Here is a 24,469-nt window from a genome sequence, read left to right on the forward strand (position 1 = left end):
TTTTCGCGCGTTTCGCCGCCGGCGCTAAGGGAGCAGCCGGTCCAACAACGGCCGCACCCTCGGCGGAACGGGAGTGGAAAGGGCGATCGACGTCGAGAGGCGTTGCACACCCGGAACGTCGACGATCGAGTCGATGACCTGTTGCAGATCGGCGTTGGACCGGGCGACGAGTCGCACGAAGAGGTCGCCCTGCCCGGTCGTGGCGTGCACCTCGCACACCTCGTTGATCGCCTCGAGCCCCAGCGAGACCTCGCGCCTCCTGCCCTGGGCGATCTCCAGCACGGCGAACGCGGTCAGCGTGTAGCCCATCGCGGCCAGGTCGAGGGCGGGCGGGAAACCGCGCAGCACGCCGCGCGCGACGAGCCGGTCGAGCCGCGCCTGGACGGTGCCGCGCGCGACGCCCAGCCGCCGGGAGCACTCCAGGACGCCGAGCCTCGGCTCGTCGGTCAGCAGGAGCAGCAGACGCGCGTCCAGGGCGTCGATGTGGTCAGAGTGCTCAACCTGCTGGTTCGAGTCCATGACCGACTGTACAAAATGCCCAGCGAAAACTCGAACTGTTGCTCAGCCTGACCACACGCTCGCATGCTGTGAGGCATGACGCAGCAGCTTGACGACGTGAGCTACGACCAGCTCCGGCAACTCGTGGGTCTGGTCGACTACGACGGGACGCGGGACCCGTTCCCCGTCCGCTCGATGGACGCCGTGGTCTTCGTGGTCGGCAACGCGACCCAGACGGCGTGGTTCTACCAGGTCGCCTTCGGGATGGAGCTCGTCGCCTACCGGGGGCCGGAGACGGGGCACCGGGACCACAAGTCCTTCGTCCTCAAGTCCGGCTCGGCGCGGTTCGTGATCAACGGCGGCGTGTCGCCGGAGAGCCCGCTGCTCGACCACCACCGCCGCCACGGCGACGGTGTCACCGACATCTCCCTCGAGGTCGCCGACGTCGACAAGTGCGTCGAACACGCCCGCGCCCAGGGCGCCACCGTTCTCGTGGAGCCCTACGACGAGTCCGACGAGAACGGCACGGTCCGCATCGCGGCGATCGCGACGTACGGCGAAACCCGCCACACGTTGATCGACCGCTCGAAGTACTCCGGGCCGTACCTGCCCGGCTACGAGGTGCGCACCAGCACGATCGTGCGTCCCGAAGGCGCGCCCAAGCGGTTGTTCCAGGCGGTCGACCACTGCGTGGGCAACGTCGAGCTGGGCAAGATGGACTACTGGGTCGAGTGGTACAACCGCGTCATGGGCTTCGTGAACATGGCGGAGTTCATCGGCGACGACATCGCCACGGACTACTCGGCCCTGATGAGCAAGGTCGTCTCCAACGGCAACCACCGGGTCAAGTTCCCGCTGAACGAGCCGGCGGTCGCGAAGAAGAAGTCGCAGATCGACGAGTACCTGGAGTTCTACGAGGGCGCGGGCGTGCAGCACATCGCGCTCGCCACCAACGACATCGTCGCCACGCTCTCCGCCATGCGCGCGGCGGGCGTCGAGTTCCTGGAGACCCCGGACTCCTACTACGACGACCCCGAACTCCGGGCGCGCATCGGCGAGGTGCGCGTGCCGATCGAGGTGCTCAAGGAGCACAAGATCCTGGTCGACCGCGACGAGGACGGCTACCTGCTCCAGATCTTCACCAAGCCGATCGGCGACCGGCCGACGGTGTTCTACGAGCTGATCGAGCGCCACGGCTCGCTCGGTTTCGGCAAGGGCAACTTCAAGGCCCTGTTCGAGGCCATCGAGCGGGAACAGGACCGTCGGGGCAACCTCTGACGTCATGCGCGTGAAGGGCCGGTCCGGGCACACCCGGACCGGCCCTTTCCTGTGGAATCCCTGATAAGGAGCCGGTCGACGGGTGGGCGGTCGCGCGGGTGGCGGTACGCTCCGCAGGGGGATATCTCACACCACATTCACCTTGGGGAGGTGGCTATGGCGCTCGCGGCCCGGATGACGGCGGTCGTCCCGCTCGTCGGAGCGGTGGCCACGGCCGCGGCGCTGACCGGCGCGGCCTTCTTCACCGTGGCGCACGCCGGTTGCGCCGACACGGGCAGGTTCGTCGAGCGCGGTGGCGTCGTGGAGTACGTCGGCGGCTGCGTCGACGGCGCCGACCTGCCCGCCGTGCCGCAGAAGGCCGAGAACGCCCGGTACGACGTGCAACCCTGAGCCCGGTTCTGGGCGATAGTGGACCCATGTGTCGCAACATCCGGGTCCTCCACAACTTCGAACCGCCGGCCACGCAGGACGAGGTCCACGCCGCCGCGGTCCAGTACGTGCGCAAGGTCAGCGGGTCGGCCAAGCCGTCCGCGGCGAACCAGGAGGCGTTCGACGCCGCCGTCGAGGCGGTCGCCGAGGCCACCAGGGTCCTGCTGGACTCGCTGGTGACCTCGGCGCCGCCCAAGGACCGCGAGGTCGAGGCCGCGAAGGCCAAGGAGCGCGCCGCCGTGCGGTACGGGACGCGCTAGTCGAGCGCGGCCAGCAGGTCCGCGACCAGGTCGGCCCCGGACTCGATGCCCACCGAGATCCGGATCAGGTCGGCCGGCACCTCCAGCAGGGAGCCGGCGGTGCTGGCGTGGGTCATCCGGCCGGGGTGCTCGATGAGCGACTCGACGCCGCCGAGGGACTCGGCGAGGGTGAAGAGCTTCGTGCGCGAGCACACCCGCAGCGCCGCCTCCTCGCCGCCCTCGACGCTGAACGACACCATGCCGCCGAACCGGCGCATCTGCTTGGCCGCGATCTCGTGACCGGGGTGCTCGGGCAGGCCGGGGTAGAACACCCGGGTCACCCTCGGGTGCCGCACGAGCGCGTCCACCACGAGTTCGGCGTTGTCCGAGTGCTTCTCCATGCGCAGTTCGAGCGTCTTGATGCCGCGCAGGGTCAACCACGCGTCGAACGGGCCGGGCACCGCGCCCGCGCCGTTCTGGAGGAACCCGAACGCGGCGTCGAGCTCGTCGTCCGAGGTGATCAGCGCGCCGCCGATGACGTCCGAGTGACCGCCGACGTACTTGGTGGTGGAGTGCAGGACGACGTCCGCGCCGAGGTCGAGCGGGAGTTGCAGCGCGGGCGAGGCGAACGTGTTGTCCACGACCAGCTTCGCGCCGGCGGTGTGCGCGACCTCGGCCAGCAGCGCGATGTCGGCGATGTTGAGCAGCGGGTTGGTCGGCGTCTCGATCCAGACGACCTTGGTGTTCGGGCGGATCGCCGCGCGCACCGCGTCCACATCGGACAGCGCGACGGGCGTGTGCTCGACGCCCCACAGCTTCAGCACCTTGTCGATGAGCCGGAACGTGCCGCCGTAGGCGTCGTTCGGGATGACGACGTGGTCGCCCGGGCGGCACATCGCGCGCAGCGCCGTGTCGGTGGCGCCCATGCCCGAGGCGAACGCGCGCCCGTGCCGACCACCTTCGAGCGCGGCCAGGCACTCCTCCAGCGCGGCGCGGGTGGGGTTGCCGGTGCGCGAGTACTCGTACCCGCCGCGCAATCCGCCGACGCCGTCCTGGGCGTAGGTGGACGTGGCGTGGATGGGCACGATCACCGAACCGGTGGTGGGGTCGGGGTCCTGCCCGGCGTGGATCGCCCTGGTTGCGAAACCGTACTGGCTCGTCATAGGCCTAGGTTAAGGGGAACGCAAAAGCAACCGCCCACTGGTTGAACCAGTGGGCGGTTGCGTGAAAATTCACGGTTGCGAAGTCACCACTGCGGCGGCTGCTGCTGGGGCGGCTGCTGGCCGTACGGGTTCTGCGGCTGCTGGGGCTGGCCGTAGGGGTCGTGCGGCTGCTGGGGCTGCTGCGGCTGGGCGTACGGGTCGTGCTGCTGCGGCTGGCCGTACGGGTTCGGCTGCTGGGGCTGCTGACCGTAGGGGTTCGGCTGCTGCTGGGGCGGCTGCTGGCCGTACGGGTTCTGCTGCTGGTTGCCGAGGCTGTTGCCCAGGTTGTTCAGCGAGTTGCCGACCTGCTGGCCGAACTGGCCGAGACCCGGGAGCGGGCCGGCGGGCGCGGTGTGGTTGACCACGACGGTCTTGACGATCTTGTCCGCCCACGTCTGCTTCTTGGGCTCCCAGAGCGGGGCGAAGAAGCCGACGTAGCAGGGCAGGGCGTCGATGATGTGGCACAACTGGCGGATGAACGCGTTGCCGAACCCGATCACCTGACCGGTTTCCTCGCTGATCAGCTTGGTCTTCGCGATCCGCTTGCCGATCGACTGACCCGTCGTGCCCTGGAGGTACGCCATGTTGTAGATCTGGTAGCCCGCGATGAGCAGGCCGCCGATGGTGTACATCAGGAACAGCAGGTCGAGGCTGCCGCTGGCGATGCCGATGGCGTAGAGGATGCCGACGACGACGCCGGGCGCCACGTAGTCGACCAGGCCCGCGATCGCGCGCTGACCCCACTCGGCGTACCCGCCGGGCGGCGGCGGGGCGGCGGGCTGGCCGTAGCCCGGCTGCGCGCCCCACTGCTGCTGCGGCTGGCCGTACGGGTTCGACGGCTGGCCGTACGGGTTGGCCGGCGGCTGCTGGCCGTAGCCGGGCTGCTGGGGCTGGCCGTACGGGTTCGACGGCGGCTGCTGCCCGTAGGCGGGCGGCTGCTGCGGCTGGCCGTACTGCTGGCCGTACGCGGGCTGCTGCTGCGCCGGGAACCCGCCCGAGGGCGGCTGCTGCTGCGGCTGGCCGTAGGGGTTGGACTGGGGCGCCTGCCCACCACCGGGCACGACCTGCGTCGCCTCCGGGTTCACGGCGGACTGCTGCCCGGAGGACGGCACGACCTGGGTCGCCTCGGAGGGAGGGAAGGCAGGGGACTGCCCACCGCCGGGCACGACCTGGGTCGCGTCGGCGCTCGGGGGCTGCTGGGCACCCTGCCCCTGCTCCTGCTGGTTTTGACCGCCGAATTGCTGGTTCCCTGGCGGCTGCGGAGCGTTCATCGGAGTTTCCAACCCCCTTGGCGTGGGCCGTAGGCGTATGAGTCGGTGGCCAACGCTAGCGGATCCGACCTGCGACGCCACCGGCAACCGTGCAACGTGTCGCGTTCAGCGACCTGCGAGGAAACCCAGGATGTCCTGCCGGGTGACGACACCCTGCGGCTTGCCGTCGTCGAGCACGAGCGCGCCGTCCGCCGAGGCCAGGGCGTCCATGACGGCCGTGATGGACTCGCCGGCGCCGATGGTCGGCAGCTTCGGCGACAGGTGCCGGTCGAGCCGGTCGGTCAGCTGGGCCTTGCCGGTGAACAGCGCGTCGAGCAGGTCCCGCTCGTTGACCGCGCCCGCGACCTCGGCGGCCATCACCGGCGGCTCGGCGTTGACCACCGGCAGCTGGGACACGCCGTACTCGCGCATGATCGACACCGCGTCGGCGACCGTCTCGTTGGGGTGGCCGTGCACCAGGTCGGGCATGGTGCCGTCCTTGCGCCGCAGCACGTCGCCGACGGTCGCGCCGGACGTGTCGGGCGAGAGGAAGCCGTACTGGGCCATCCACTGGTCGTTGAACACGCTGGACAGGTAGCCGCGACCGCCGTCGGGCAGCAGCACCACGACCACGTCGTCCGGACCCAGGTCCTCGGCCACCCGCAGCGCCGCGACCACGGCCATCCCGCACGAGCCGCCGACCAGCAGGCCCTCCTCGCGGGCGAGCCTGCGGGTCACCTCGAAGGAGTCCTTGTCCGACACCGCGACGATCCGGTCGCACACGTCCCGGTCGTAGGCCTCCGGCCAGAAGTCCTCGCCGACGCCCTCCACCAGGTACGGCCGGCCGGAGCCGCCGGAGTACACCGAGCCCTCGGGGTCCGCGCCGACCACCTTGACCCGACCCTCGGAGACCTCCTTGAGGTACCGGCCGGTGCCGGAGATCGTGCCGCCGGTGCCGACGCCCGCCACGAAGTGGGTGATCCGACCCTCGGTCTGCCGCCACAGCTCGGGCCCGGTGCCGTGGTAGTGGCTCGCCGGGTTCTCCGGGTTGGCGTACTGGTTGGGCTTCCACGCGCCGGGGATCTCGCGGACCAGCCGGTCCGACACGTTGTAGTAGGAGTCGGGGTGCTCCGGCGCCACCGCCGTCGGGCACACCACGACCTCGGCGCCGTAGGCCTTGAGCACGTTGCGCTTGTCGACACTGACCTTGTCCGGGCAGACGAAGACGCACTTGTAGCCCTTGCGCTGGGCGACCAGGGCCAGGCCGACGCCGGTGTTGCCCGAGGTGGGCTCGACGATCGTGCCGCCCGGTCGCAGCTCGCCCGAGCGCTCGGCGGCCTCGACCATGCGCAGCGCGATGCGGTCCTTCACGCTGCCGCCGGGGTTGAGGTACTCGACCTTGGCCAGGATGAGCGGCGCGAGCCCTTCCGCGACCGCGTTCAACTTGACCAGTGGCGTGTTGCCGACCAGGTCCACGACGCTCTCGACGTACTCCACCCGAGGTCCCTTCCCCACGCGCTCGATGACCTTCCGAGCCTAGCCCGGCGCGGTGGCGTCCGCGCCGACCCGAACACTTCGGGCGTCCTGCGTCACGGGGTGCCGGCGCGCTGAACGGGCGTTAACTAGGCTTCGGCACAACGCTACGGCGAAACAAAGGAGTTTCGTAATGCCCGAGGCCGTGATCGTCTCCACCGCCCGGTCGCCCATCGGGCGCGCGGGCAAAGGTTCCTTGAAGGACATCCGCGCCGACGACCTGACCGCGCAGGTGCTCGGGGCGGCGCTGGCCGAGGTGCCGGAACTCGACCCGCGCGACATCGACGACCTGATGCTCGGGTGCGGGCTGCCCGGCGGCGAGCAGGGCTTCAACCTGGGCCGCGTGGTCTCGGTGCTCGCGGGCTACGACTTCCTGCCCGGCACGACCGTGACCCGGTACTGCGCGTCGTCCGTGCAGACGACGCGGATGGCGCTGCACGCGATCAAGGCGGGCGAGGGCGACGTCTTCGTCAGCGCCGGCGTGGAGACCGTCTCGAGCTTCGCCCGGGGCAGCTCCGACTCGTGGCCCGACACCCGCAACCCGGCGTTCGCCACCGCCGCCGAGCGCACCGCCGACGCGGCCGCGAACGGCGCGTCGGAGTGGACGGACCCGCGCGAGCGGGGCGAGCTGCCCGACGTCTACATCGCGATGGGGCAGACCGCGGAGAACCTGGCGCTGGCCAAGGGCGTGTCCCGGGAGGAGATGGACCACTTCGGCGTGCGGTCGCAGAACCTCGCCGAGAAGGCCATCGCGAACGGGTTCTGGGCGCGCGAGATCACCCCCGTCACGCTGCCGGACGGCACGGTCGTGTCCACCGACGACGGTCCGCGACCGGGCGTGACCTACGAGGGCGTCTCGGGGCTCAAGCCGGTGTTCCGCCCGGACGGCCGGGTCACCGCGGGCAACTGCTGCCCGCTCAACGACGGCGCGGCCGCGCTGGTGATCATGAGCGACGTGAAGGCGCGGGAGCTGGGCATCACGCCGCTGGCCCGGGTCGTGGCCACGGGCGTGTCCGCGCTGTCGCCGGAGATCATGGGCCTCGGCCCGGTCGAGGCGTCGAGGCGGGCGCTCGCGCGGGCCGGACTGTCCGTGTCGGACATCGACCTCGTGGAGATCAACGAGGCGTTCGCGGCCCAGGTGATCCCGTCCTACCAGGACCTCGGCGTCGACCTGGACCGGCTCAACGTCAACGGCGGCGCGATCGCCGTCGGCCACCCGTTCGGCATGACCGGCGCGCGGATCACCACCACGCTGATCAACTCGCTGCGGTTCCACGACAAGCAGTTCGGCCTGGAGACGATGTGCGTCGGCGGCGGCCAGGGCATGGCGCTGGTCCTCGAACGACTGAGCTGAGGATCACCCGGACGTGCCGAGCGCCCGGCTCCCTCGACGGGGGCCGGGCGCTCGCGTCCTGTCGCGACGGTCAGTCGCGCTGGAGGTACGACAGCAGTCGCAGGATCTCCAGGTAGAGCCAGACCAGCGTGGTCATCAGGCCGAACGCGGCCCACCACGCCCACTTGGCCGGCACGCCGCTGCGGATCATCTCGTTCGCCGCCTCGAAGTCGAGGAGGAAGTTGAACGCGGCGATGCCGATCACGACGAGGCTGAACACGATGGCGAGCGTGCCGCCGTCGCGCAGGCCCATGTTGACCCCGAACAGGCCCATGACCAGGTTGCCCAGCATGAGGACCGCGGCGCCGACCGTCGCGCCGATGATCCACTTGGTCAGGCGCGGGGTGACCCGGATCGCACCCGTCTTGTAGACCACGAGCATGGCGCCGAACACGCCGAACGTGCCGAGGATGGCCTGCCACGCGATGCCCGGGAAGAAGCTCTCGAAGACACCCGTGATGCCGCCGAGGAACAGGCCCTCGGCCGCGGCGTAGGTCAGCACCAGCGGCGCGCTCGGGGTGCGCTTGAAGATGATGATCAGCGACACGACCAGGCCGACGATCAGGCCGGGCACCATGAGCGCGTAGGGCGACACGGCCCGGCTGAGCACCAGGTACGCCGAGATGGCGCCGGTGACCAGGGTCAGGGCCAGGGTGATCGCGGTCTTGGTGACCACGTCGTCGATGGTGATGGGTCGCTCGCCCGAGGCCTGCTGGGCACCCGGGTAACCGCCCTGTTGACCGTAGGGCTGCGCCTGGTACGGCTGGCCGAAGCCCGCGTAGTTCCCGTTGCCGCCACCTGTGGGCAGGTTGCGGAACGCGGGGTTGCTGGTGGTACGCACCTCGTCCTCCTGTGGCGTGTTGACGCCGTCACGGGGTTCAACGACCACGCGAGTCGATCGGTTCCCGTCGGGTAAAAGCGACTTTACTCGGCGAGCGGATCTCCGATCCACACCCCGCGTGCGGAGCGTAACCGGCGTCTCAGCCTGGCGAGGACTTGTCCGTCATTCCGACCGCCCGAAAAGCTTTCACGGAGCGCTTTTCCGCTACGACGCCCGAGGGGTTGGGTCACAGTTCATGAGGTGGACACGGCTCGTGACCGCGGTCTGCGCGGTCGGTGCGGTCCTGTTCGTCGCGCCCGGACCGGCGCAGGCCGACGTGCAGCAGGGCATCGGACACACCACGCCCGCGCAGGGGTACCAGGGCAAACCCGGCGACACCGACTGGCTCGGCTCCTACCAGTGGCGCGGCAGACAGGTGTGGTGCGTCCAGTACTCGCTGCTCGCCCCGGACAGCACCGAGGAGTACCACGACCAGGACGAGCTGCGCACGAAGGCGGGCGCGCCGCTGAGCGCCGAGAACGCGGCGAACATCTCCTACCTGCTGCTGAGGTACTCCCAGACCGGGTCGCAGGACGAGGCCGCGGCGCTGGCGCACCTGCTGCACTCGTGGACCGCGTTCCCCCAGGACGGGCTCGTGCTGGGTCCCGACGCGACGTTCCGCAACGTCGCCTACGACGAGGCGTTCCACTACAACGGGCTGCCGCAGGGCGCCCGGGAGGCGGTCGACCGGCTGCGTGCCGACGCGCTCGCCAACCGGGGTCCGTGGACGCTCGCGGTCACGGAGCCGGACGGCCACCAGATCATCGGTGAGCCCGACACCTGGCCGGTGGAAGTCGCCAAGTCGAATGGCGAACTCGTGCCGGGTGTGCCCGTGCGGGTCGAGCTGGACGACGCGACGCTGCCCGACGGGTCCGCCTCGGGTGTGCTCACCAGCGGTCCGGACGGGAAGCTCGACGTGCCGGTGGTACCGACCGGGTTCGCGCCGTCGATCGTGGTGAAGGTCGCGAGCCCCGCGGACCGGCCGGTCGTGCACGTGCCGTCGGCGGCCAACGGGAACATGCAGCGCATCGTCACCACCGGTGGCGAGAAGGAGCTGGAGGCCGAGGCGTCGACGGCGGCGGTGAACGCGGCGGGCGAGGTCCGGGTGGCCAAGACCGACGCGGAGACCGACGAGCCGATCCCGGGCGTGGCGCTGCGGGTGGTCGCGGCGGACGGCGTGAGCCCGGCGATCACCTGGGCCGGCGGGCCCCTGGTCGGCGAGGACGGCGGGCCGCTCGTGGCGCAGACCGCGGCCGACGGCACGCTCACCGTGCCGGAGCTCCAGACCCCGCAGGAGGTGTGCCTGGTCGAGGTCGCCGCGCCGAAGGGGTACGAGGACGCGTTCGACCCGAACGCCCCGCCGCGCGTGTGCGGCGTGGTCGACCCGGGGCAGACGTTGACGCTGCTGTTGCGGAACTCGCCGAACAAGGCGGTGATCCCGATCGAGATCCCGGCCGGCGCGGAGGGCGCGGGCGTGAGCGCCACGGCGGCGTTCAGCACGCGGATCGGCCCGTGGGGCTGGCTGGGCTTCGGCGCGGTGGCCCTGGCGGGCGCCGCGGCCCTGCTCGGCTACTCCCGCCGGCCCCGCCGCGCCCGGTCGTGAGCACGGAGGTCACGACGCACGACCCGAACGCCGCGACCTCCGCTTCCCCTTCGGGAGCGGAGGTCGCGTCGGTGGACGGGACCGTGCTCGGGGCGGAGGTCGTGGAGGGGACGGATCGGGCGGAGGTCGGTGCCGACGACGGGTCGACCGCGGCGGCGCCGGGCGGTGAGCAGGACGAGGGCTCGGCCGGCGGCGGTCCGGGCGGTCGAGGCGCGAGGGTGGGAGGAGTCTCCGGCCCGTCGTCCCTCGCGGAGTCCGAGGACCACACCGGACGACAGGCCGAGGGTGATTCGGCGGAACCCGGGGACCGGGACGGGCTCGGGGATTCCTCCACCGAGGAAGACTCCGACGAGGGCGCCGGGTCGTCCGATGTGGACTCGGCGAAGCCGGCGTCGCGGGGTGGGTGGGCCCGGCCGTTCCTGACCGGGGTCGTGGTGGCCTCCGCGTTGGCCGGGGTGGTCACGTTCGGCGAGGTGCCGGTGGTGCGCGTCGCCGGGAGCGGGGAGCCCGCGGTGGCGGCGGTGCCCTGGCCGCTCGGGGACAGTGCCCGCGGCGGCGTGCGGCTCGGCGGGGTGCCCGGTGGGTTCAACCCGCCCGTCACGCCGGTCGTGCCGTCCCCGACCGGGGTGCCCGCCACGCCCGTGCCGCCGCCTCCTCCCCCGCCGCCCGCGGCGCAGCCGCCCGGGACGGTGCGGTTGCCCGGCGGCGGGTTGGCGACGTTGGTGCGGATGGAGGTCACCGACGGCGGGGTGCTGCCGGTGCCCGACGGGGTCGGCGAGGCGGCGTGGTGGGGGGTGGACCTCGCCTCCGCCGAGGGTGCCACGGTGCTCGCCGGGCACGTGGACTGGAAGGGCGTCACCGGGCCGTTCGAGGAGTTGTGGCGGACCGCCGTCGGGCAGGACGTCGTGGTGGTGGACGCGGGCGGCGCGGCGCGCGGGTTCGTGGTGGAGCAGGTGCGGGCGGTGCGCAAGGACGAGTTGCCCGGGCTCGCGCCGGACCTGTTCGGGCCGCGCGGTCCGCACCGGCTGGTGCTGGTGACCTGCGGCGGTCGGTGGGTCGGCGGGCAGCGCGGGTACGAGGAGAACCGGGTCGTGGTCGCCACACCGCGCCCGTAGAAGCAACCCCCGGCACGCGCGGGTCGTCTTCTCGGGTGTGAAGCGCTGGGGGCTGTGGACGACCGGGATCGCGTTGGGCCTGGTGTTGGGCGTGCTGGTGGAACTCGGCACGCAGGACGCCGAGCCCGCGCCGATGGCCGTGAGCGGCGCCGCGACCACCTCGTTGCCGCCGCTCGCGACCACCAGTCCCGGTCCGACGCCCACCGTGGCGGCCGCGACCGAGGCGCCGGCCTGGATGCACAAGCTCGCGCCCGGTGAGAAACCGCCGCAGTTCGTGCTGTTCTCGTTCGACGGCGCGGCGTCCAAGGCGCACTGGGACCGGGTGCTGCCGATCGCGCGCAAGCGGGGCGCGCACGTGACCGGTCTGCTGTCCGGCGTCTACCTGCTGGCCGACGCGGACGCCGACCTCTACACCGGGCCCGGCCACCCGCAGGGCAAGTCGTCCATCGGCTTCGGCGGCACGCGGGCCGACGTCGCGGCGCGGATCCGGTACCTCAACGACGCGATCGCCGCGGGCCACGAGATCGGCACCCACTACAACGGGCACTTCTGCGAGAACGACGAGCCCAGCGTCGGCCGGTGGGACACCGCGCAGTGGGACTCCGAGCTCGACCAGTTCTTCGGCCTGGTGGACCGGGCCCGGCAGCAGGGGCTCCAACTCGACCCGAAGGCGGTGCGCGGCGGGCGCACGCCGTGCCTGGAGGGCGACTGGGCGAAGGCGATCCCCGCGATGCGGGACCACGGCCTGACCTACGACACCAGCCAGGTCAGCCTGGGCGTGCAGTGGCCGCAGGTGAAGGACGGCGTGTGGGAGTTCCCGATGCCCGAGGTCCGGGTTCCCGCGCTGGGCAAGCAGGTCGTGATGATGGACTACAACCTCTGGTACGCCCTCGACGGCGCCGACGAGAAGGCGACCGGTCGCACGGCGGAGTACACCACCGTGGTGCTCGACACCTACCGGTCGGTGCACCAGGCCGCGCTGAACGGCAACCGCGCGCCCCTGGTGATCGGCAACCACTTCAACGACTGGGCGGGTGGCGCGTTCAGCAACGCGGTGGACACGTTCCTCGACGAGGTGTGCGCCGCGAAGGACACCGTGTGCGCCACGTACACCGAGGTCATCCAGTGGATGCAGCTCCAGGACCCCGAGGTGCTCGACCAGTTCCGGCACATGCCCGCCGCGATGAACTGAGCCGTTCGGCCGCGCGTCGACTGATCCCCTTGGCGCACAACCATTGCGCCACGCGAAAGCGCATTCATCCGATGGCTCTATGGGCCACCCGCAGGCTTCCCAATGCATTCGTTGGGAAATCACCTCTTCCGTCTAGCTTTGTACATAACTACCTGCCAAGGTTGGTCTGTCCTCCGATGACGTTCGGCAGGCACCCTGACGATCTGGCGGAGCAGGACCGGACGTCCTACCGTGGGGACAGCGCCGCCGCGCCCCGCGGAAAGAGCACGACCGATCCGAGGAGTCGCGCATGTCAGCAACGCAGCCCACCCACACCACCGAGGCCAAGCCCACCTGGGTGAAGCCGGACTTCCGGGACGTGGACACCCCCATGGAAGTCACGGCGTACGCCGCTCGCTCCTAGCGCGGGCCGCACACCCCGTCACCCTCGCCCGTGACCCCGATCCGCCCCGGGGTCGCGGCGCCCGCCGATCCGAGAGGCTTCCGCATGTCCACCGGGCGACAGCCGTGGTCCCCCGAGGGGTTCACGGCGCGGTTGAGGTCGCTGGCCGACCGCTACTGGCACGACCACCCGTTCCACCTGCGCCTGCACGAGGGCGCGCTGAGCCGGGCCGAACTGCGGCTGTGGGCCGCGAACCGGTGGCACTACCAGCGCCGCATCCCGCAGAAGGACGCCGCGATCCTGAGCAACTGCCCCGATCCCGACGTGCGCCGCGCGTGGCGCGAGCGGATCGTGTGGCACGACGGCACCCGTCCCGGCGAGGGCGGCGCGGAGAACTGGCTGCGGCTGGCCGAGGCCGTCGGACTCAGTCGCGAGGAGGTGCTGGACGAGCGGCACGTGCTGCCCGGCGTCCGGTTCGCCGTCGACGCCTACGTGACCTTCGCCCGCACCCGGCCCTGGGTCGAGGCGATCGCGTCCGGGTTGACCGAGATGTTCGCGCCCGGGCTCATGACCCGCCGGCTCTCCGACATGCGCGCGCACTACCCGTGGATCGCCGAGGACGGGTTCGCCTACTTCGTGCAGCGGTTGCAGGTGGTCGCCGACGAGGGGAAGTCCACTGTGGACATCGTGGTGCGCAACAGCCCGACCCTGGAGTCGCAGGAGGCCGCGGTCGCCGCGCTGGGGTTCAAGTGCGACGTGCTGCGGGCCGTCCTGGACGCCGTCGACTACCACGCGACCCGGTCATGACCGGCCACGACGCGGTGCCGCGGGTGCGGCGGGGCGTGAAGGTGGCGCACGACGACGTGCGGGGCAGCGACGTGGTGCTGTTCCCGGAGGGCGTGCTGGTGCTCAACGACACCGCCGCCGCCGTGGTCCGGCTGTGCGACGGGCGCGCCACGATCGCCGACATCACCGCGCGGCTCGCCGACGTGTACGCGGGCGTGGAACCCGCGGACGTGGTCGAACTCGTGGACCGGTTGCGGGACCGGCGGGTGGTGGACCTCGATGGCTGACGCGCCGTTCGGCCTGCTCGCCGAGGTGACCCACCGCTGCCCGCTGCGCTGTGGCTACTGCTCGAACCCGCTGGAGCTGACCCGCCGGGCGGCGGAGCTGACCACCGACCAGTGGCGGGACGTGTTCGACCAGGCGCGCGCGCTCGGTGTGCTCCAGGTGCACCTGTCCGGCGGGGAACCACTGGCGCGCAAGGACATCACCGAGCTGGCCGAGCACGCGGCGGGGCTCGGCTGCTACGTCAACCTGGTCACGAGCGGGCTCGGGCTGACCGAGGCGAGGCTCGCCGGCGTCGACCACGTGCAGCTGTCCGTGCAGGACGCGACCGAGGCCGGCTCGGACGCCATCGGGGGCGTGAAAGCGTTCCGGCACAAGCGGAAGGCCGCCGAGGTGGTGCGCGCCGCCGGGTTGCCGCTCACGGTCAACGCGGTGCTGCACCGGCGGAACCTGGACAACGTGGCGGCCCTGGTCGAGCTGGCCGAGGAGTGGGGCGCGCAGCGGTTGGAGCTGGCGAACACCCAGTACTACGGGTGGGCGCTGCGCAACCGGTCCGCGCTGCTGCCCACCCGCGCCCAGCTGGCGCAGGCCGACGCGGTGGTGAAGGCCGCGAAGGCGCGGTCCCCCATGGAGATCGTGCACGTCGTCGCGGACTACCACGACGCGAACCCCAAGCCGTGCATGCACGGGTGGGGCGCGCGGCAGCTCACCGTGGCGCCGGACGGCGCGGTGCTGCCCTGCCCGGCCGCGACCGTCATCGAGGGCCTCGGCCTGGAGAACGTCCTCGACCGGCCGCTCGCCGAGATCTGGCACGAGTCGCGCTCGTTCACCGCCTACCGCGGCACGGACTGGATGCGCGAGCCGTGCCGGAGCTGCCCGCGCAAGGAGCTGGACTTCGGCGGCTGCCGCTGCCAGGCGTTCCAGCTGACCGGCGACGCGGCGAACACCGACCCGGTGTGCTCGCTGTCACCCCACCGACCCCTGGTCGACGAGATCCTGGGCTCCCGCGGGGAGCCCGACGCCCTGAGGATGCGGAAGGTCACCCTGTGAAGACCGTGGTGCTGGGCACGGCCGCCGGCGGCGGTGTGCCCCAGTGGAACTGCGCGTGCCACCCGTGCGCCGAGGTGCGCGCCGGACGGCTGTCCCCGAGGACGCAGGAGGGTTTGGCGGTCAGCGGCAACGGCGTCGACTGGTGGCTGGTCAACACCTCCCCCGACATCCGCGCCCAGCTGGTGACCACGCCGGTGCTCGCGCCGGGGCCCGGTCCGCGCGACACACCGGTGCGCGGCGTCCTGTTCACCGACTCCGAGCTGGACCACACGCTCGGACTGCTCACGTTGCGCGGCGCGCAGAACATGCGGGTGTACGCGCCGGCGACCACGCTGCACGCCCTCGCGCCGACCCGCGAGACGCTGACCGCGTACTCCGAGTGGACGTGGCGGCAGGTCGAGCCGGAGCAGACGTTCACCGTGACCGGCGGGCTGGAGGTGACCGCGTTCCCGATCAGCGGCAAGCGGCCCCGCTACGTCAAGCAGTCCTGTGTGGACGGTCACTGGGTGGTGGCGTACCGGTTCTTCGACCCGCGCACCGGCGGCATCCTGCTCTACGCGCCGTGCCTGGCCGCGTGGCCCGCCGGGTTGGACGACCTGGTCGCCGAGGCGGACGTGGTGCTGCTGGACGGCACGTTCTACTCCCCGGCCGAGATGGGCGCGGCGACCGGGCGGACCGCGGGCCAGGCCGCGATGGGCCACCTGCCGATGACGCACACGCTGCCCGAGCTGCGAAGGCACCCCGGCGTGCGGCGGATCTACACCCACCTCAACAACACCAACCCGGTGCTGGACCCGACGTCGGCCGAGTACGCGAAGCTGGTGGAGGCGGGCGTCGAGGTGGTGCCCGACGGCACGCTGATCGAGGTGTGAGGACAAAGGGGGGTTAAACCCACCGACGACCGCCCGCCGTGCGGCGAGAATTGCCGCATGACGGACAACGACCTCGTGCACGGCGTAGGCGCGCGGGTGGGCCGCGCGGCGGTGAACGCGCTGCGCGCGCCGCTGTCGGTGGTGGGTCTGGTGCTGGTGCCGCTGCAACTGGTCGCGTACCCGATGATCCTGGTGACGATCGGCGTGCCGCTGCTGCTGCTGGCCGTCGCCCTGACCCGCCGGTACGCCGACCTGCACCGCTCGCTCGCCGGGCGGCTGCTGGGCGAGGAGATCCCGCGGCCGTACCGGCAGCCGCCGAACCGGGGTCCGATGACCAGGGTGCGCACCGTCGCGACGGACCCGGCGACGTGGCGCGACCTCGCGTTCCTGCCGGTCAACGCGGTCACCGGGGTGGCCTGCTTCGTGGTGCCGCTCGGGTTGTGGGTCGGCGGCGTGGTCGGGCTGGTGACGCCGCTGCTGTGGCTCCTGGGCGCGGACGACCTCGAGTTCAACGGCATCGCCGAGACGACGCCGGGCAGCTACGTGCTGGCGCCGTTGATCGCCTGCCTGGCGCTGCTGCTCGCGTGGTTGGCCACGCCCGCGCTGCCCCGGGCGCACGCCCGGATCACCCGGGCCCTGCTCGGCCCGACCGCCCGGTCCACGCTGACCACCCGGGTCCGCGAGCTGGCCGAGACGCGCGCGGACTCGGTGGACGCGCAGGCCGCCGAGCTGCGCCGGATCGAGCGCGACCTGCACGACGGCGCGCAGGCGCGGCTGGTGGCGCTGGGCATGAACCTGGGCATGGCCGAGGAGTTGATGGCCCGCGACCCGCAGGCCGCGGCGGAACTGCTGGCCGAGGCGCGCCAGTCGTCCTCGCAGGCGCTCGCCGAGCTGCGCGACCTGGTGCGCGGCATCCACCCGCCGGTGCTGGCCGACCGCGGTCTGGACGGCGCGCTGCGGGCGCTCGCGATGGCGAGCCCGCTGACCGTGGAGGTCGACCTCGAGCTGCCCGGCCGGCCCGAGGCGCCGGTGGAGTCGGCGGTGTACTTCGCGTGCGCGGAAACCCTGACCAACGCGGCCAAGCACAGCGGCGCGACGGCCGCGTGGCTGCGGCTGCGGCACGACGGCGCGCGGCTCTCGGTGATGATCGGCGACGACGGTCGCGGCGGCGCGGAGCCGACCGAGAACGGCGGTTTGCGGGGGATCGAGCGCAGGCTCGCGGTCTTCGACGGCACACTCGGCATCGCGAGCCCGGTCGGCGGGCCCACGATCGTCACGTTGGAGTTGCCGTGCGCGTTGTCCTCGGAGAAGACCTCGTCCTCCTCCGGGACGGTCTGATCAGACTGCTCCAGGCCTACGACTTCGAGGTCGTGGAGGCGGTCGACTCGGGTCCCGCCCTGCTCAAGGCCATGGTCGACCACCGCCCGGACGTGGCGGTGGTCGACGTGCGACTGCCGCCCACGTTCACCGACGAGGGGTTGCGCGCGGCGATCGCGGCCCGCCGGGAGGTGCCGGGGCTGCCGGTGCTGGTGCTGTCCCAGTACGTGGAGCAGCTCTACGCGCGGGAGCTGCTGTCCGACCGGGCGGGCGGTGTCGGGTACCTGCTCAAGGACCGGGTGTCGGACGTGCGGCAGTTCGTGGACGCGATCCGGCGGGTCGCGGCCGGCGGCACCGCCATGGACCCCGAGGTGATCACCCAGCTGCTGGCGCGCGGCGCGCGGGACCGACCGCTGCTGACGTTGACGCCGCGCGAGCGCGAGGTGCTGTCGCTGATGGCCGAGGGCCGGTCCAACGGCGCGATCGCGGCCCGGCTGTTCGTCACGGAGAAGGCCGTGGGCAAGCACATCGCGAACATCTTCGGGAAGCTGGACCTGCCGCTGTCCGGCGACGACAACCGGCGGGTGCTCGCCGTGCTGGCGTACCTGGACCGGGTGTAGTTGGTTACGCCTGCTAAGTACCATCGGGTTTTTCGCCGACCGGCCGGGGGTTCTCCGCGATGTCCACCACGACGCAGCTGGCAGACGAGCTGCTCGACCTGCTGTTCTCGATCTCGCCGCTCGGTGCCACGGTCAACGGCGTCCCGGGGTACGACCACCTGCTGGCCGACCACCGGCCGGAGTCGGAGGAGGCGGCGCGGACCAAGGCGGTCGACATCGCGGCGCGGGCCCGCGCGCTGACCGACCCGGACGACGAGGTGACCCGCGCGGTCGTCGTGCAGCAGGCCGAGTCGCTGGTGGACCAGATCGACGCGCTGGGCGTCGAGTACACGATCACCGACTCGTTCTTCGCGCCGGCGGGCGAGGTGCTGAGCATCCTGCCGATGACGAGGTTGACCGGCGCCGAGTCCGAGCGCGCCTACCTGGACCGGCTGGCCGCGATCCCGGAGTTCCTGCGCCGGGTCGCGGGCCGCAACCTCGCGGGCGTGCGCGCGGGCCGGCTGCCGGTGCGCAGGCTCGTCGACTCGGCGGTCGCGTACCTGGACCGCTACCTGTCCGCCGAGCAGGACCCGCTGGCCCGCCCGGAGGGCGGCGAGGAGTTCACCGCCGAGCGCGAGCGGCTGCTGGCCGAGGTCGTGCGGCCCGCGTTCGCCGAGTACCGGGACGTGATCGCGGGCGTCGAGGGCCGGCCGGACGACAAGCCGGGCCTGTGCTGGCTGCCCGGCGGCGACACCGCGTACGCGGCGCTGGTCCGCTCGCAGACCACGACCTCCCGCACCGCGGCGGAACTGCACGAGGTCGGGTTGGAGATCGTCGCGGGTCTCGAGCGGGAGTACGCGGACCTGGGCGAGAAGGTGTTCGGCACGCGCGACGTCGCGGAGGTCTTCCGGCACATGCGCACCGATCCCGGGCTGCGCTGGGAGTCCGAGGAGGAGCTGATCACCGCCGCGCGGGACACCGTGGCGCGGGCCGAGGAGGTCGCGCCGCGCTGGTTCGGCAGGCTGCCCGCCAAGCGGTGCGCGGTCGAGCCGGTGCCGGCCGCGGACGGTCCGGGCGCGCCGACCGCCTACTACGCGCCCGCCTCGCTGGACGGCGCGCGGCCGGGCACGTACTACGCCAACACCCACCGGGTCGAGGAGCGCTACCGGTACCAGGCCGAGGCGATCGCGTTCCACGAGGCGGTGCCGGGTCACCACTTCCAGATCACGCTCGCCCAGGAGCTGACCGGGTTGCCGATGCTGCGCCGGGTCGCGCACGTGGTGTCCTACCTGGAGGGCTGGGGCCTGTACACCGAGCGGCTGGCCGACGAGATGGGGCTGTACTCGTCGGACACCGCGAAGCTCGGCATGGTGGCGCTGGACTCGATGCGCGCGGGCCGGCTGGTGGTCGACTCCGGGCTGCACGCGCACGGCTGGAGCCGGGACCGGGCGATCGAGTACCTGCGCGCGAACACGCCGCTCGCGGACGTGGAGATCGTCAACGAGGTCGACCGGTACATCGCGGCACCCGGCCAGGCGCTGACCTACATGGTGGGACGGCTGGAGATCCTGCGGATCCGGGCCGCGGCGCGGACCGCGCTGGGCGACCGGTTCGACATCCGGGCGTTCCACGACGTGGTCCTGGGCAGCGGCCCGCTGCCGCTGGCCGTGCTGGACGAGGTCGTGTCCGCGTGGGTGGCGTCGGTTCCGGCGTGACCGCTTCCCCCGGTCGGCCAGACCGGGTCGGATAAGCCCAAGATCGATTTTCTCGGACCGGACCGGAATTCGCGCCGCACGCGGCCGGATCACCGGTCCGGACCTCTTTCCGGGGGTGGTGGAATTCCACCCCCGGACCGGGGCTCCCGACCGGCCGCGACGCGTTCCAGGTGGTCACAGGCCGGTCACGGGCCGCAGAAGGACGGAAAAGGCGGCCTTTCGCCGTGCGAACTACCCGGAACGGTGGATTGTCGGCGGGCCGGACAAGTGGTCACGGTGACCACTTCCGACCGGTTCGCCCGCACCTCGCCGAAACCCGTCCCGAACATTCCTCGTAATGACCCGAATACATCGGCGCGCAATACGAATGTCCACGCTTCCCGCACTCCGGCGGGGACGCCACGAGCCTCCCGGTCGCCGCCGACCCCCGACCCGCCACCGCCGACCCGCCGGACGACCCCCGGGAGCGCCCGGTGCAGGTGACCGGCCGACGGAGGCCGCACGGGCCGCCGGACGACCGTCCAACTGATGGAATGTTCAACCATTACGGTGAGCAAAGCTCAAGTGCACTGGCGGAACGGGCCAGGTCCGCAATAGCACGACCGAGTCAGGGTCGGCCTGACGGGTGAAACGGGTTTGACTCCGCCGTAGCCAAACTCAGCGTGACGATTGCGCCGACCGAGTGAAGGCATAGGGGAGCCCACCACCCGATGGCACGCACCTGGTCACCCATCGCACAACCACGAAAGGATGTGCGGATGGGTGACTCGTGCCGGTGCCCCCGACGGGACTCGAACCCGTACTGTGACTCTTTTAAGGAGCCTGCCTCTTCCGGTTGGGCTACGGGGGCAGCAAGAAGCCTAGAGCGTTACCCAGCGTTCATGGGACCGGTTCGCACTAAGTCGCCTGACCGGCTCAATGCGAACCACTATTGCGCTCATTCGGGTAATAGACCCACGGCGCTCATCCCGAGTACCACTTCGTGATACGCATCACAGCCGAGGGCTTGTTCGACCAACTCATCCCGCAATGCTGCGGTGAAGCCGATACCAAAACCCATGGCCGTGGCCACCAGATAAGCCGTTTGGGAGAGGTGCCCCACGTCCATTTGCACAACCCGGTACGCCCGGGACGTGTCGTAGCGCCACCGCGTCCGCTCCAGAACCGCCGTGTAGGCGACCACGAGGGGCGCGAGTCCCACCCACTCCTGGTCACCGGCCGCCTCCGCCAACCGGCCCGGCGTCCAGCGCTCCCCCAGCGGTTCGAGCGCGTGCGCCAGCCCGTCGTAGTGGTACCACCCCGGCGCGAGCCCGTCGACGTCCGTCGCGTGGGCGTACAGCTCGACGGGGTGCCTGCCGCCGCCGGACGGGCTGGTCTTGTACACGGTGCCGGTGCGCCCGATCCGGGACTTCGCGGGCGACGGCGCGCCCAGCACGCCCAGCAGCTCGCCCACCCGGTCCAGCGGCAGCGCGCCCGGTCCGAACGCCCGGGTGGTGCGGCGCGCCAACAGCACGTCCAGCACCCCGCGCGCGCCCCAGTCGGGCTCGTCGGGCATCGGGGGCAGCGGCACGGCCTCACCGCCGCCCACGCTGCGGAACGGGGCGGGAGGCGGGTGCAGCGCGAGCTTCGCGTCGAGCACCGCGTCGTGCTCGTCCGAGGTCTGGTACGGCGCGGCGGCGAGGGTGCGGCTCGCGAAGTGGAAGTGCCGGGCGGAGGCGCCCCAGCCGGACCAGCCGGCGAGCATCCGCGTCTCGGCGTCGTGCGCGGCGGAGCCCTCCAGGATCAGCACGCCCGCCTCGACCAGCTCGTCCAGCACCTTGCGCAGCGCGGAGCGGTCGGCCTGGTCCAGCGGTGCGAGCAGCGCCTCGACGTCGGTGAACTCGGTGAACTTGCGGCAGAGCAGCTCGGCCGTCTCGCTGATCGCGAACTGCCGGTGGTGGAGGTAGTCGTCCCACACCACCGTGCCGCCCTGGTAGAACAGCGCCGCGTGCTCAGCGACCTTTGCCCGCACCCAGAAGCTCCTCGAAGCGCTCCGCGACCCAAGCGTGCACGGCCGCGGACACCCGGTCGTCCTCGGCGCGGTGCTCGAACCACCGCCAGTCGCAGTTGACGTTGACCTCCAGGAACACGTGGTCCCCGCCCGCGACCAGCAGGTCGAACGCGGCGACCCGCAACCGCCAGTGCGCGGCGAGCGCCAACAGCCGGTCCGTCAACGCCGCGGGCACCTCGACCGGAGCGACCCGAACCGCCTCAGGATCCACCCACAGCTGCGCCGGGTCCAGTTTGTCGACCTGGAACGCCAGGCACCGCTCGCCCACCACGAACACCCGCAGCTCGGTCTCCGAGGGGACGTACTGCTGCACGATCACCGGCGCGGACTCGGGCGCCTTGCCCGTCCGGCTGGTTTCGAGCGGGCGCGGGAACAGCCCGTGCTGCACGCCGGGGCGTGGTTCGAGCAGGTGCCTGCCGGAGGTCTTCACGATGCAGTGCCCGCCGCCGGGCCTGGTGCGGCCGGGCAGCGTGGTCACGGTGGTGCGCGGCACGGTGAGCCCGAACGCGGCCGCGTCGGAGAGCTGGGTGAGCCGGTCGAGGTCGCACACCGCGTTCACGTGGCCGAAGTCGGCGCGCGAGCCGAGCCAGTTCGCGACCGCGCCCCACTGGTCGGTGGCGTAGGCGGCGGCGAGGGTGCCGGGTTCGACGGGCAGCGCGGACAGCTCGAAGTGCCTGCGCCACACCAGGACCGGGCGCAGCAGCCAGCGGTCGAGCTCGAGCAGCGGCGCGTCGGTGTAGACGGTGAGCGGGAGGTCGACGCAGCGGTCGGCGTCGACGCGGGCCATCCGGATGCCGCGTTCGGCGAGCGCGATGGAGAGCTCGTTCATCTCCATGTCGGCGGACCGGGCCAGCACGAGCACGCACGGTACGGGGCTGCCGTCGTTCTCCTCGACCATGCCCAGGCGGTGCACCTGCTCCTGGAAGTCGAGGCAGCGCGGCTGGGACCGGAAGCTGTAGTCCTGGCCCTGGAGGAGGAGGGGAGTCGGTTTGGCCTGCTTCGCGGCCTCGGGCGGGGAGACCAGGTCCCCCCGCCCGGGTGCGGACATGTTCAGTCGTCTTTCTTGCTGCGGAAACACTTCCCTGCGGTGGCGTACTCGGCGGCGTACTCCGCCAACGCACCGTCCTCGATCTCACCGCGGCGAAGCTGTGCGGCCAGCTCCTCGAGAGACATCGCGGTCACCTTCTCTCCCCACATGTGCCTCACGCATTCAGGTGATGCACCAGCGGTAGTGTCGGGTTCACGTTACGCAATGTCAAGGCGACCCCCCGTCATTACTCTGATTGGGGGCTCAAGTTACAGCCGAGGGCGATCGAAGGCCTCACCTGTCACACCGAAAGGAGGTGTGACAGGCGAGGATCGGTCAGCTCTTGGTGGCGCGGTCGAACTCGGCCTTGGGCTCGTGGATCTGGCCCAGGGCGACGACCTCGCGACCCGAGAACAGCGCCTGCGTCCAGTCCACGAACACCCGGAACTTGCGGTTCGGGGTGGGCATGAACATGACGTGGTAGCTGCGGTGCATGAACCAGGCGATGACGCCCTTGAAGCGCAGCCCGAACACGTCGGCGACGCCCTTGTAGAGGCCGAGGCCCGCGACCGAGCCGAGGTACTTGTGCTCGTAGTCCTTGGGCTTGCGGCCGCGCAGCGACGCCACGATGTTCTTGGCGAGCAGCTTGGACTGCCGGATGGCGTGCTGGGCGTTCGGCACGCACGTGGCGGTCGGGTCCTCCTCGGTGCGCGAGAGGTCCGGCACCGCCGAGCAGTCGCCCGCGGCCCACACCCCGGGCAACCCCTGCACCTGCATGGCGGCCGTGCAGCGGACCCGGCCGCGCTCGTCCAGCGGCAGGTCGGTGTCGCGCAGCATCGGGTTCGCCTTCATGCCGGCGGTCCAGATGATGGTGTCGGAGTCGAACTCGGTGCCGTCGTCGAGGACGACGTGACCGCCCTCCATGCTCTTCACGCGGGTGTCGAGGTAGCACTTGATGCCGCGCTTCTCGAGCTGCTCCACCGTGTAGACGCCGAGCTTCGCGCTGACCTCGGGCATGATCCGGGTGGTCGCCTCGACCAGTACCCAGTGCACGTCGGACTGCTTGAGGCCCTCGTAGTAGCGCAGCGCGTACCGGGTCATGTCCTCGAGCTCGGCGAGCGTCTCGATGCCCGCGAAGCCGCCGCCGATGACCACGAAGCTCAGCAGCCTGCGGCGCAGCTCGGGGTCGTTCGTGCTGGCCGCCTGGTCCAACCGCGACAGCACGTGGTTGCGCAGGTAGATCGCCTCGCCGATGGTCTTCATGCCGATGCCGACCTCGGGCAGGCCGGGGATCGGCAGGGTGCGGGAGATCGCGCCCAGCGCCGAGACCAGGACGTCGTACTCGTACTCCTCCACGTGGCCGTCGGCCAACTCGACCGTCACGGCCTTGCGGGCGTGCTCGATCTTCGTGGCGCGGCCGGTGACGACGTGGCAGCGCTTGAGGACCTTGCGCAGCGGCACGACGACGTGGCGCGGCTCGATGGAGCCCGCCGCCGCCTCGGGGAGGAACGGTTGGTAGGTCATGTGCGGCTGCGGGTCGATGACGGTCACGGACGCCTCACCGGAGCGCAGCTTCTTCTGCAACCCCAGCGCGGTGTACATGCCGACGTACCCACCGCCGACGATGACGATCCGTGTGGGTTGCGACTTCACAGCAGCCATACGCCTATGGTCGCACCGCCGGCCGATTTCCGAGGTGTCCGCGAGCCCCGTTGTGATGACCGTCGCCGGGTGATGAATGCCACGTGCCACCTGACCAGCCCAAGTACCCGAAACG

24 protein-coding genes and 1 tRNA gene are annotated in these 24,469 nt (G+C 71.4%); 15 read left to right on the forward strand and 10 right to left on the reverse strand.

The window, feature by feature from the left end; genetic code table 11:
* Window positions 1-24: 24 nt before the first annotated feature.
* Window positions 25-519: an Lrp/AsnC family transcriptional regulator gene (locus AB0G50_RS07380; RefSeq protein ID WP_360103305.1), complete on the reverse strand. Its 495-nt coding sequence runs from the start codon at window positions 517-519 to the stop codon at window positions 25-27.
* 75 nt (window positions 520-594) lie between these two features.
* Between AB0G50_RS07380 and hppD the strand changes: the two genes are divergently transcribed.
* From hppD to AB0G50_RS07395, 3 genes are all read left to right on the forward strand, one after another.
* A complete protein-coding gene (hppD, locus tag AB0G50_RS07385) occupies window positions 595-1,776 on the forward strand; it encodes a 4-hydroxyphenylpyruvate dioxygenase (protein ID WP_360103307.1) in 1,182 nt (393 codons plus the stop codon).
* Between the two features lie 156 nt (window positions 1,777-1,932).
* Window positions 1,933-2,166: a hypothetical protein gene (locus tag AB0G50_RS07390; protein ID WP_360103309.1), complete on the forward strand. Its 234-nt coding sequence runs from the start codon at window positions 1,933-1,935 to the stop codon at window positions 2,164-2,166.
* Window positions 2,167-2,192: 26 nt separating this feature from the next.
* Complete coding sequence (locus AB0G50_RS07395; RefSeq protein WP_360103311.1) at window positions 2,193-2,465, forward strand: DUF2277 domain-containing protein; 273 nt, start codon at window positions 2,193-2,195, stop codon at window positions 2,463-2,465.
* Here AB0G50_RS07395 and AB0G50_RS07400 read toward each other — a convergent pair.
* From AB0G50_RS07400 to AB0G50_RS07410, 3 genes are all read right to left on the reverse strand, one after another.
* Window positions 2,462-3,607 (reverse strand): cystathionine gamma-synthase, encoded by a 1,146-nt coding sequence (locus AB0G50_RS07400; protein ID WP_360103313.1) that lies wholly within the window; start codon window positions 3,605-3,607, stop codon window positions 2,462-2,464. The two genes, AB0G50_RS07395 and AB0G50_RS07400, sit on opposite strands and share 4 nt — an antisense overlap.
* An 83-nt stretch (window positions 3,608-3,690) precedes the next feature.
* Complete coding sequence (locus AB0G50_RS07405) at window positions 3,691-4,917, reverse strand: RDD family protein (RefSeq protein WP_360103315.1); 1,227 nt, start codon at window positions 4,915-4,917, stop codon at window positions 3,691-3,693.
* A gap of 105 nt (window positions 4,918-5,022) precedes the next feature.
* A complete protein-coding gene (locus tag AB0G50_RS07410; protein WP_360103317.1) occupies window positions 5,023-6,393 on the reverse strand; it encodes a cystathionine beta-synthase in 1,371 nt (456 codons plus the stop codon).
* A 169-nt stretch (window positions 6,394-6,562) separates the two neighbouring features.
* Between AB0G50_RS07410 and AB0G50_RS07415 the strand changes: the two genes are divergently transcribed.
* Entirely contained in the window at window positions 6,563-7,783 is a 1,221-nt protein-coding gene (locus AB0G50_RS07415) for an acetyl-CoA C-acetyltransferase (RefSeq protein WP_360103319.1), read from the forward strand.
* 70 nt (window positions 7,784-7,853) lie between these two features.
* Here the strand turns inward: AB0G50_RS07415 and AB0G50_RS07420 are convergent, their stop codons facing one another.
* Window positions 7,854-8,663 carry a Bax inhibitor-1/YccA family protein gene (locus AB0G50_RS07420; RefSeq protein ID WP_360103321.1) on the reverse strand — a complete coding sequence of 270 codons (810 nt, stop codon included), beginning with the start codon at window positions 8,661-8,663 and terminating at the stop codon, window positions 7,854-7,856.
* A 235-nt stretch (window positions 8,664-8,898) separates the two neighbouring features.
* Between AB0G50_RS07420 and AB0G50_RS07425 the strand changes: the two genes are divergently transcribed.
* The 11 genes from AB0G50_RS07425 (at window position 8,899) to AB0G50_RS07475 (ending at window position 19,615) form a co-directional block, all read left to right on the forward strand.
* Window positions 8,899-10,305, forward strand: coding sequence for a hypothetical protein (locus AB0G50_RS07425; RefSeq protein ID WP_360103323.1), 1,407 nt, complete (start codon window positions 8,899-8,901; stop codon window positions 10,303-10,305).
* 71 nt (window positions 10,306-10,376) lie between these two features.
* A complete protein-coding gene (locus tag AB0G50_RS07430) occupies window positions 10,377-11,420 on the forward strand; it encodes a class F sortase (protein WP_360103325.1) in 1,044 nt (347 codons plus the stop codon).
* Between the two features lie 37 nt (window positions 11,421-11,457).
* Window positions 11,458-12,612, forward strand: coding sequence for a polysaccharide deacetylase (locus AB0G50_RS07435; RefSeq protein ID WP_360103327.1), 1,155 nt, complete (start codon window positions 11,458-11,460; stop codon window positions 12,610-12,612).
* Window positions 12,613-12,901: 289 nt separating this feature from the next.
* Window positions 12,902-13,015: a pyrroloquinoline quinone precursor peptide PqqA gene (gene pqqA / locus AB0G50_RS07440; protein WP_360103329.1), complete on the forward strand. Its 114-nt coding sequence runs from the start codon at window positions 12,902-12,904 to the stop codon at window positions 13,013-13,015.
* A gap of 84 nt (window positions 13,016-13,099) precedes the next feature.
* Window positions 13,100-13,801, forward strand: a complete 702-nt coding sequence (pqqC, locus tag AB0G50_RS07445) for a pyrroloquinoline-quinone synthase PqqC (protein ID WP_360103331.1) — start codon at window positions 13,100-13,102, stop codon at window positions 13,799-13,801.
* Window positions 13,798-14,067 (forward strand): pyrroloquinoline quinone biosynthesis peptide chaperone PqqD, encoded by a 270-nt coding sequence (gene pqqD / locus AB0G50_RS07450; protein WP_360103333.1) that lies wholly within the window; start codon window positions 13,798-13,800, stop codon window positions 14,065-14,067. Before pqqC ends, pqqD begins: the two co-directional genes overlap by 4 nt.
* Complete coding sequence (pqqE, locus tag AB0G50_RS07455) at window positions 14,060-15,112, forward strand: pyrroloquinoline quinone biosynthesis protein PqqE (RefSeq protein WP_360103335.1); 1,053 nt, start codon at window positions 14,060-14,062, stop codon at window positions 15,110-15,112. Before pqqD ends, pqqE begins: the two co-directional genes overlap by 8 nt.
* Window positions 15,109-15,984, forward strand: coding sequence for a pyrroloquinoline quinone biosynthesis protein PqqB (gene pqqB / locus AB0G50_RS07460; RefSeq protein ID WP_360103337.1), 876 nt, complete (start codon window positions 15,109-15,111; stop codon window positions 15,982-15,984). Before pqqE ends, pqqB begins: the two co-directional genes overlap by 4 nt.
* A gap of 57 nt (window positions 15,985-16,041) precedes the next feature.
* Window positions 16,042-17,322: a sensor domain-containing protein gene (locus AB0G50_RS07465; RefSeq protein ID WP_360103339.1), complete on the forward strand. Its 1,281-nt coding sequence runs from the start codon at window positions 16,042-16,044 to the stop codon at window positions 17,320-17,322.
* Window positions 17,274-17,921: a response regulator transcription factor gene (locus AB0G50_RS07470; RefSeq protein ID WP_360103341.1), complete on the forward strand. Its 648-nt coding sequence runs from the start codon at window positions 17,274-17,276 to the stop codon at window positions 17,919-17,921. Before AB0G50_RS07465 ends, AB0G50_RS07470 begins: the two co-directional genes overlap by 49 nt.
* A gap of 59 nt (window positions 17,922-17,980) precedes the next feature.
* Entirely contained in the window at window positions 17,981-19,615 is a 1,635-nt protein-coding gene (locus AB0G50_RS07475) for a DUF885 domain-containing protein (RefSeq protein ID WP_360103343.1), read from the forward strand.
* 776 nt (window positions 19,616-20,391) lie between these two features.
* On the opposite strand, the gene AB0G50_RS07480 is transcribed toward AB0G50_RS07475, so the two are convergent.
* From AB0G50_RS07480 to AB0G50_RS07500, 5 genes are all read right to left on the reverse strand, one after another.
* A tRNA-Leu gene (locus AB0G50_RS07480) sits at window positions 20,392-20,465 on the reverse strand.
* An 87-nt stretch (window positions 20,466-20,552) separates the two neighbouring features.
* Window positions 20,553-21,626 (reverse strand): SagB family peptide dehydrogenase, encoded by a 1,074-nt coding sequence (locus AB0G50_RS07485; protein ID WP_360103345.1) that lies wholly within the window; start codon window positions 21,624-21,626, stop codon window positions 20,553-20,555.
* Window positions 21,607-22,713, reverse strand: a complete 1,107-nt coding sequence (locus AB0G50_RS07490; RefSeq protein WP_360103347.1) for a hypothetical protein — start codon at window positions 22,711-22,713, stop codon at window positions 21,607-21,609. Before AB0G50_RS07490 ends, AB0G50_RS07485 begins: the two co-directional genes overlap by 20 nt.
* Before the next feature lie 2 nt (window positions 22,714-22,715).
* Complete coding sequence (locus AB0G50_RS07495; protein ID WP_360103349.1) at window positions 22,716-22,838, reverse strand: hypothetical protein; 123 nt, start codon at window positions 22,836-22,838, stop codon at window positions 22,716-22,718.
* A gap of 190 nt (window positions 22,839-23,028) precedes the next feature.
* The gene (locus AB0G50_RS07500) at window positions 23,029-24,354 is read right to left on the reverse strand and encodes an NAD(P)/FAD-dependent oxidoreductase (protein WP_360103351.1); all 1,326 of its coding nucleotides are present in this window, start codon (window positions 24,352-24,354) and stop codon (window positions 23,029-23,031) included.
* Window positions 24,355-24,469 lie beyond the last annotated feature (115 nt).

This window comes from Actinosynnema sp. NPDC020468 (genome assembly GCF_040642015.1).
Lineage (GTDB): Bacteria > Actinomycetota > Actinomycetes > Mycobacteriales > Pseudonocardiaceae > Actinosynnema.

What these genes read in the sequence shown, in the direction of transcription:
- AB0G50_RS07400 (WP_360103313.1), bottom strand. Translation starts at nt 3,607, where the DNA reads ATGACGAGCCAGTACGGTTTCGCAACCAGGGCGATCCACGCCGGGCAG.
- AB0G50_RS07490 (WP_360103347.1), bottom strand. Translation starts at nt 22,713, where the DNA reads ATGTCCGCACCCGGGCGGGGGGACCTGGTCTCCCCGCCCGAGGCCGCG.
- AB0G50_RS07405 (WP_360103315.1), bottom strand. Translation starts at nt 4,917, where the DNA reads ATGAACGCTCCGCAGCCGCCAGGGAACCAGCAATTCGGCGGTCAAAAC.
- pqqC (WP_360103331.1), top strand. Translation starts at nt 13,100, where the DNA reads ATGTCCACCGGGCGACAGCCGTGGTCCCCCGAGGGGTTCACGGCGCGG.
- AB0G50_RS07425 (WP_360103323.1), top strand. Translation starts at nt 8,899, where the DNA reads ATGAGGTGGACACGGCTCGTGACCGCGGTCTGCGCGGTCGGTGCGGTC.
- pqqA (WP_360103329.1), top strand. Translation starts at nt 12,902, where the DNA reads ATGTCAGCAACGCAGCCCACCCACACCACCGAGGCCAAGCCCACCTGG.
- AB0G50_RS07390 (WP_360103309.1), top strand. Translation starts at nt 1,933, where the DNA reads ATGGCGCTCGCGGCCCGGATGACGGCGGTCGTCCCGCTCGTCGGAGCG.
- AB0G50_RS07415 (WP_360103319.1), top strand. Translation starts at nt 6,563, where the DNA reads ATGCCCGAGGCCGTGATCGTCTCCACCGCCCGGTCGCCCATCGGGCGC.
- AB0G50_RS07500 (WP_360103351.1), bottom strand. Translation starts at nt 24,354, where the DNA reads ATGGCTGCTGTGAAGTCGCAACCCACACGGATCGTCATCGTCGGCGGT.
- AB0G50_RS07475 (WP_360103343.1), top strand. Translation starts at nt 17,981, where the DNA reads ATGTCCACCACGACGCAGCTGGCAGACGAGCTGCTCGACCTGCTGTTC.
- AB0G50_RS07380 (WP_360103305.1), bottom strand. Translation starts at nt 519, where the DNA reads ATGGACTCGAACCAGCAGGTTGAGCACTCTGACCACATCGACGCCCTG.
- pqqD (WP_360103333.1), top strand. Translation starts at nt 13,798, where the DNA reads ATGACCGGCCACGACGCGGTGCCGCGGGTGCGGCGGGGCGTGAAGGTG.
- hppD (WP_360103307.1), top strand. Translation starts at nt 595, where the DNA reads ATGACGCAGCAGCTTGACGACGTGAGCTACGACCAGCTCCGGCAACTC.
- pqqE (WP_360103335.1), top strand. Translation starts at nt 14,060, where the DNA reads ATGGCTGACGCGCCGTTCGGCCTGCTCGCCGAGGTGACCCACCGCTGC.
- AB0G50_RS07395 (WP_360103311.1), top strand. Translation starts at nt 2,193, where the DNA reads ATGTGTCGCAACATCCGGGTCCTCCACAACTTCGAACCGCCGGCCACG.
- AB0G50_RS07495 (WP_360103349.1), bottom strand. Translation starts at nt 22,838, where the DNA reads ATGTCTCTCGAGGAGCTGGCCGCACAGCTTCGCCGCGGTGAGATCGAG.
- AB0G50_RS07465 (WP_360103339.1), top strand. Translation starts at nt 16,042, where the DNA reads ATGACGGACAACGACCTCGTGCACGGCGTAGGCGCGCGGGTGGGCCGC.